The organism is Oceaniferula marina (assembly GCF_013391475.1).
Lineage (GTDB): Bacteria > Verrucomicrobiota > Verrucomicrobiia > Verrucomicrobiales > Akkermansiaceae > Oceaniferula > Oceaniferula marina.
Genome location: NZ_JACBAZ010000039.1, coordinates 1 through 7,700, shown reverse-complemented (window position 1 = coordinate 7,700; position 7,700 = coordinate 1). Strand labels below are relative to the sequence as shown.

Below are 7,700 nucleotides of genomic sequence, written 5' to 3'. Positions count from 1 at the left end.
TTCAGGGGAAAACCATCGTTAATTCAGGCACAAAAAAGCGCCACTGGAAGAATGACGCTCAAAATACGATATAAAAAAGCCTTGAGCCGCCAGATCTAGCCTTTGATGGATCTAAAAGATTCAATTTTTTGTCGAACGTAAAGCACACCGGCAGCGATCAGGCGCCGATATACGAATTAAAGATACAATGTCGTCAAATGGTTTGCCGTCGCAAACTCGACAGCTACTAGCTGTCGGGTGCTGCGACTTGTTCGGCTTTTTGGATTTCTACCAGTCAATATCAAGTTCCGATTGGTCTTCGCTACAAACCCATTCCCCATTAACTCGATCATAAGCGTATATCAACACATTAACTAGATTACAACAGTAGGCGAAGCTAATAGCATCATGAGCTATCTTAAATGCCTTAATTATCTCTGGCCCTCTCTCAATGGGGGTGCCCGGAGAACGCTCCCAAAATGGTCCCGGCAAAATTTGGGGACTTTTTGTCTCCCCCTTAATTATATCAAAACCGTAATATGCTGGATCAGTACAGTACCCTGGTTCATCAAAATGATCCCACTGTTCTCCACTCACAACGTAAATCCGATGCTTTGGATTGGCGAGAAAGCGTTGAATTAAAACCTTAAGCATAGGATTAGTTTATTTTGCCGAACGTAAAGCTCACCCGCCACGATGAAATGGTTGATGAACGGATTAATAGATTTCCTTTTGAGGAACAGAAACAAAACCTGGCACGGCAGCTACTAGTGGTCGGGTGCAGCGACTTGTTCTGCCGATTTGTTTTCCCAGCCTTTCGGGTTGCTTTCAAGTGCGAATAGGAATCCATCTTTCTTGCTCACAACTTATGGAACGTGACACCCGAATTCGTGTGCCTTGCGAGGAAAGCCGATGATTTCACTGAGTGAACAAACTTATGGTTTCATCCTTCGAGCCGATTCGGGATTATCAACCTTTCTGGAAGTGCTAAGTTTTTTTTGCAGAACGTAAAGTTCACCGGCCGCGATGTAAGCGTCGATGAAACGATTAAAGTTTCAATTTTGTAGAACCGCCTAAAAACTTGGCCAGGCAGCTACTAGCGGTCGGGTGCAACGACTTGTTGGGCTTGTTTTTGTTGCGAAGAATCTTCCTCCGCCTTTTTAATAATGCTCTGTATTTTACGCCTGTAATCGCGATCCCCCATAACCAATAGCCTCCACTTACCATTCTTATAATCCGCTGAAACTCCTGTATCTACGGAAGAGCCATCAGCCACACCTCTAGTGAGCGCCATAGCATTCTCAATGCTAAGGGACTCTAGATCAATATATGCAGAATTCGGCAAACTGTGAGTCGCATCCAAAATCTCTAATGACTTGATCGCCTCATTCATAAAATACTCATCTGAGTAATGAATAAAAATAGCTTCACCATCGGGAGATGCCTCAAAGCGAATATCAACATCTGAGAATAAGGTCTTAATCTCTTTCAAGGCTTCATCTTGCCCAATATGCTGCAATTCATATCTCGCAACATTGGAGACTGGCGCTGATGGCTTTTTATGCTTCGAGCAAGAGCTGAATAACACGACGAAGATGCAAAGGATTTTGAGTAAGTTTGTCATGTATTTTTTGCCCAACGTAAAGCACACCGGCAGCGATGTACCAGATGTGCAAAGTTTAAAGTTTCAATCCCCATTCCAAGGTAGCAAAAACTTGGCCCGACAGCTACTAGCTGTCGGGTGCTGCGACTTGTTCGGTTTGTTTTTTGTTTCTTATATTTATTAGTTCTTCAACGTAAATTTCAGAACATCCTAACTTACCAAATCCAATAAGTAGATTTTTGAGTTCATCGTCTTTTGTCGATTTGGATACTTGCACCCATAATTTGGGGATTTTACCTGCAGCTCGCATGGCATCACAATATGACTTAATTATCTTAGTTAATTCTTCCTTATGTAATTTCTTCACTTCATTTGGAGGAAGCAAGCTAACGCCATTTTCTACACACAGCCTTATCGCAGATTTAGATTTCTCATCATGCTTTTTAGCTCTGAATACGCTAAATACCAATACTGTATCAGCATCAATAATCTTTACTCGGTTGTCAGTTCTTAAGGATTCGAGTAATTCAAATTTAACTGAAATCGATTTGGTTTGTCTAGATTCTTGTACTGCTGCGCATACACGCACTGAACCAATGGACATCAAAACTAGGATTAGACTGAATATAGCGATTTTCATTTTATTTACCGAACGTAAAGTTCACCCGTGGCGATCAAAGCCAAGATGAACGGTTAATGTTTCAATTTTAGTTAATGGTCGGAAAACTTGGCATGTCAGCTACTAGCCATCGGGTGCAACGTCTTGTTATGCCTAATTTTCAATACGAGTGATTGTCAATTTACCGTGTGGTGGAAAATCCCACTTATAGCCAGCTTGAACACAAATTTGATCTAAAGCATCTCCAAATGTTATCGTGCCTTTAGGTATATTAACTTTCACCTTAGAATCTCCGCCACGAACAATAGTGCTAATCCTCATATCGTCATCAGCAGTCCTCAAAGCCAGCCGTAGCTTGTCTAGAGCTTCAACGAATCGAGAGTCCTTAATCTCTAGATTAATTAATTTTGTTTTGAATGCTTTGACCATTATCGGTTCTAGCTCTTTAGATGGAGCTTCCGAATTAAATGCTTTATACCGATTCTTCCAATCTAAAGCTTCAGCTGAACATAGTAATACTGATGTGAAGATGAACATCTGAATTAGCATTCTCATTTTTTGCATAACGTAAAGTTCACCCGCGGAGAGCGAGGGTAAATCTTACTTTATGTTAATGGTTTAAACCAAGGTGAAACTTGGCTGCGCAGCTACTCTCCGTCGGGTGCAACGACTTGTTCTGCCTTTTTGTTATCTCGCTGTTCATGTTCCACCTCCTCTATGATCTGAGACAAAGGCTTCAATAAAAGCGTAGGGATAATAACCGCAGCTCCAATCAGTAAGAGTAAGGAGATCACCGAGAGAACAGCAGAAATCTTTGGTGCTTTCAGAAATATCAGGGTAACTAGTAAAACAGAGAGCAGCAAAAATATCCCACCGGGAATCCATCCCGAGGTATTAATCATCACAACTATTAATTTAGGAATAGCTACCCCAGAGTCAGCATATAATTCAGCATATTTTGGTATAGTGAAAATGCATGCAATTCCGGCAATGAAGGATAAAATCGCTATTATAGATGATATGATTTTCATTTTTTTGCAGAACGTAAAGCACACCGGCAGCGATCAGGCGCCGGCATACGAATTAAAGATACAATATCGTCAAATGGTTGCCAGTCGCAAACTCGACAGCTACTAGCTGTCGGGTGCTGCGACTTGTTCGGTTAGTTATATTCCCCCACCTTATAGGTTTCGATATCCTTCCCTCTACGCACTACGATTAGCTTGTTTGTATATTCGAGAAGAGTGAGTTCATGCATAACTGTATCTTTGTCAGATTTAAGCAATAGACGGCCATCACTCGAAATGCCCCAGATCATGCCAGGTGAAGCAATCCAACCACCTTTNAAATCTCCAGAATCAGCGAATGCCAAACTCATCATCATATCGTCATCCAGCAGGGTAAGACGCTTCCCCGAAATCATATCCGGTAACCATATTTGGGCCTTAAGTTGTCGGGGAGAAGGTTCAATCATACCACAGCCATAGATGAGCGCAGATAGAACTATTATTGCGATGGGTTTCATTTTTTACCGAACGTAAAGTTCACCGGCAGCGATGTACCAGATGAACAAAGATTAAAGGTTCAATGCTCATTAACGGCTGAAAATTTGGCCGGGTAGCTACTAGCTGTCGGGTGCAACGCCTTGTTCGGCCAGTTTTGTGATTTCAGTGGATTTGCCGATTCGGAACAATCAACCCTAGCCATCATTAGCGATTCGGAACTCATTTGTCTGGCGGATTCTTTCGAGGACAGAACTGGAAAAGTCAATTTCCGAGGAAACAATCACCGACGTTCCAATTCTGAAAACAGATCAAGCCAAAGTATTTTGAACGCGCTGCCTATTTTTTGCCGAACGTAAAGTTCACCGGCAGCGATGTACCAGATGAACAAAGATTAAAGGTTCAATTCTCATTAACGGCTGAAAAATTTGGCCCGGTAGCTACTAGCTGTCGGGTGCAACGCCTTGTTCGGCCAGTTTTGTGATTTCAGTGGATTTGACGATTCGGAATAATCAACCCAAGCCATTGTGAGCGATTCGGAACTCATTTGTCTGGCGGATTCTTTCGAGGACGGAACTGGGAAAGTCAATTTCCGATGAAACAATCACCGACGTTCCAATTCTGAAACAGATCAAGCCAAAGTATTTTGAACGCGCTGCCTATTTTTTGCCGAACGTAAAGAACACCAGCAGCGATGTACCAGTAGCTCTAAATTTAAAGTTTCAATGCTGATGAACAGCAGCCAAACCCTGGCCAATCAGCTACTAGCTGTCGGGTGCTTCGACTTGTTCGGCTTGTTTTGTTTTTTCAGAGGATTTGCCGATTCGGAACCCATCTGTCTGGGATACGCGAGACACAGTTGTCCAACCAAATAAACCTAAACTCGGATCTATTTTTGCCGAACGTAAAGCACACCGGCAGCGATCAGGCGTCGATATGCAAATTAAAGATACAATGTCGTAAAAGGGTTACCTGTCGCAAACTCGACAGCTACTAGCTGTCGGGTGCTGCGACTTGTTCGGCTAGTTGTTTATATCGTCTGGCTTAATCTTCTCAAACGCCTTGCCTCCAAATATGACTAAAACAAATCCTCCAAGCATAATCCATCGAGCTATGTCTGGGTCTAGGCGAGCATCCAATTGTGCGCGCCACAGAGTAACTACTTCCAGCGGCGTATCACTATTACCTATGCTTGCACTACTTCGCGTTTCAGTAAAATGGTGATCGATTATTGGGTCAGTAACTCTACGATAAATATGCTCCAATTCAGTCCTTTGGCTAAGCTCTCTATTCATAGCAGAGACAACACCAATACCCGTTGCAAAGCATATATATAGCAAAATGCGCCGTAATTTGGGATTCATTATTTTTTGCCGAACGTAAAGCACACCGGCATGCAGTGGCGGGATACTCTACTAGTTGATTAATGGTCAAAACCACCAGAAAAACCTGGCTGCGCAGCTACTGCATGTCGGGTGCTGCGACTTGTTGGGCTTGTTTTGTTTATCCTGCATGTCTTCCGCGTCCTAAAAGGTATTGAAGACGATTTAGTGCGCTGGACTCGGGATAATACGTATCTCGTTCTAGGAACAAGCATAGTCTCATAGCATCCTCTCTACTCATGTTATCAATCTCAAGAATAGGCGAAAGCATACCTTCAGGCTGAAAATAACAGTGATCTAAAAAATATAGCCAGTCTCCACGGTCGTCCAGAACGATGTCAGGAATGGAGCATGCAATCAATTCATCACGGCTACGGCTCAACCAATTCAACCATTCTTGGTGATCTTCTCTATTTCGAGTGAACGACATTATTTTTTGCCCAACGTAAAGAACACCAGCAGCGATGTACCAGTAGCTCTAAATTTTGAGTTTCGATTCTGATGAATAGTGGCCAAATCCTAGCCAATCAGCTACTAGCTGTCGGGTGCTTCGACTTGTTCGGCTTGTTTTGTGAACGCGAAGGATTTGCCGATTCGGAACCCATCTGTCTGGGATACGCGAGACACCGTTGTCCGATCAAACAAACCTAAACTCGGATCTATTTTTGCCGAACGTAAAGCACACCGGCAGCGATCAGGCGTCGATATGCGAATTATAGATACAATGTCGTAAAAAGGTTACCTGTCGCAAACTCGACAGCTACTAGCTGTCGGGTGCTGCGACTTGTTCGACCAGATTTTCTCCGCGCCGCTAATCCATTCTAGTGGCATTAAACAGGAAGATCTTAACCTTAACCTGCTTACAATGAACAGACTACAAACAAGAAACGGCCAATGCTTGGGGCTTGAAACGCTGCCGCCACTGGTCAATTCACTCGGAATGAATGAAAACCACGCCATCTAGTCATCTGCTAGACGGCATAAAACCCGAAATTCTTGGATCAAACCATTATAAAATCACTAAACTTTACTACCAGTTCAGGGGAAAACCATCGTTAATCCAGGCACAAAAAAGCGCCACTGGAATAATGACGCTCAGAATACGATATGAAACAGCCTTGAGCCGCCAGATCTAGCCTTTGATGGATCTAAAAGATTCAATTTTTTGTCGAACGTAAAGCTCACCCGCCACGATGAAATGGCAGATGAACGGATTAATAGATTTCCTTTTTAGGAACAGAAACAAAACCTGGCAGGTCAGCTACTAGTGGTCGGGTGCTGCGACTTGTTCGGCAACTATTTTCAAAGCTTCAGGTTTTCGATCCAAACACCTTTTGCTTCTCGACAACGCGGACAGTATTTAACAGTAAACGGTTTGCCCTCCAAATCAGCTCTATACTCTTTGGGTGGCGTAAACTGGTTTATGGTGTTAAAGGCGTTGGGAAACTTCTTCTTAGCAGCAATCCCATACGATCCGTCTCTTATGGCATCTTCGTATTCCTGTGTGTACGATACTGTGAGGCCAAACACATACTCTCGATCTTCGCTTAAGCACTGACGATTGTGGAGCGAGCAAAAGTCCTCGCCATAAACCTTCCCAATGTAACCCATATGCGGCAAGAGTTCCTTTGATCTGCAAGATACAAGCAGCACCGAGATTATCGCGACTCCAACAATAGATAGTGTAAACTTCATACAGCTCATTGACGCAACGTCGTAATTATGTGACAGCAACATTTTTATAGCCGAACGTAAAGCACACCGGCAGCGATGTACCAGTTGCGCAAAGATTATAAGTTTCAATTCTGTAAACCAGCCGAAAAACCTGGCCAGTCNGAGTTCCTTTGATCTGCAAGATACAAGCAGCACCGAGATTATCGCGACTCCAACAATAGATAGTGTAAACTTCATACAGCTCATTGACGCAACGTCGTAATTATGTGACAGCAACATTTTTATAGCCGAACGTAAAGCACACCGGCCGTGATGAACCAGATGCACAAGCTTATAAGTTTCAATCGTGTAGAACAGCCGAAAAACCTGGCTAGTCAGCTGCTAACGGTCGGGTGCTGCGACTTGTTATGCCTAATTATTTGTCCAGTATGGCCTTGATCTGTAGCTTTACATCACCATTCTCACAATAAGAAACTAAGTCTCCCGCTGTATCACCATCGCCATCAAATATACGTATAGATACATCACACCCCTGATCTACAAGAAACTGAACCATATCTACTCTCTCATGAGCCACTGCATAGTGCAAAGCCGTATAGCCATTCTCACCAGTCGCATCAATGTCAACTCCAAGATCTAAAAGATGATACGCGATATCTAGTGTTCCTCTTATTGCAGCAATATGCAATGGGGTATCACCAACCCGAGATCTAGTATTACACGAAATAGGCTTATCGTTGAATGCGGCTTCACCCTCAAGATCTGCCAAAAACTGCTGAAGTTCAGAGCTTATTTTTTGCATAACGTAAAGCACACCGGCAGCGATCAGGCGCCGACATACGAATTAAAGATACAATGTCGTAAAATGGTTACCCGTCGCAAACTCGACAGCTACTAGCTGTCGGGTGCTGCGACTTGTTCGACCAGATTTTCTCCGCGCT

6 protein-coding genes are annotated in these 7,700 nt (G+C 43.3%); all 6 read right to left on the bottom strand.

All coding sequences use genetic code 11. The features are described from left to right. Positions 1-1,075: 1,075 nt before the first annotated feature. The gene (locus tag HW115_RS19385; RefSeq protein WP_178935286.1) at positions 1,076-1,603 is read right to left on the bottom strand and encodes a hypothetical protein; all 528 of its coding nucleotides are present in this window, start codon (positions 1,601-1,603) and stop codon (positions 1,076-1,078) included. 106 nt (positions 1,604-1,709) lie between these two features. Next, positions 1,710-2,222 carry a hypothetical protein gene (locus HW115_RS19380; protein WP_178935284.1) on the bottom strand — a complete coding sequence of 171 codons (513 nt, stop codon included), beginning with the start codon at positions 2,220-2,222 and terminating at the stop codon, positions 1,710-1,712. A gap of 132 nt (positions 2,223-2,354) precedes the next feature. Beyond that, complete coding sequence (locus HW115_RS19375; RefSeq protein ID WP_178935282.1) at positions 2,355-2,765, bottom strand: hypothetical protein; 411 nt, start codon at positions 2,763-2,765, stop codon at positions 2,355-2,357. A gap of 83 nt (positions 2,766-2,848) precedes the next feature. After that, positions 2,849-3,232: a hypothetical protein gene (locus tag HW115_RS19370; RefSeq protein WP_178935280.1), complete on the bottom strand. Its 384-nt coding sequence runs from the start codon at positions 3,230-3,232 to the stop codon at positions 2,849-2,851. Positions 3,233-4,725: 1,493 nt separating this feature from the next. Beyond that, positions 4,726-5,067 (bottom strand): hypothetical protein, encoded by a 342-nt coding sequence (locus HW115_RS19360; protein ID WP_178935276.1) that lies wholly within the window; start codon positions 5,065-5,067, stop codon positions 4,726-4,728. A 2,107-nt stretch (positions 5,068-7,174) separates the two neighbouring features. Further along, on the bottom strand, positions 7,175-7,561 hold the full coding sequence (locus HW115_RS19355) for an ankyrin repeat domain-containing protein (protein ID WP_178935274.1): 387 nt from the start codon (positions 7,559-7,561) through the stop codon (positions 7,175-7,177). Between the last annotated feature and the right edge of the window lie 139 nt (positions 7,562-7,700).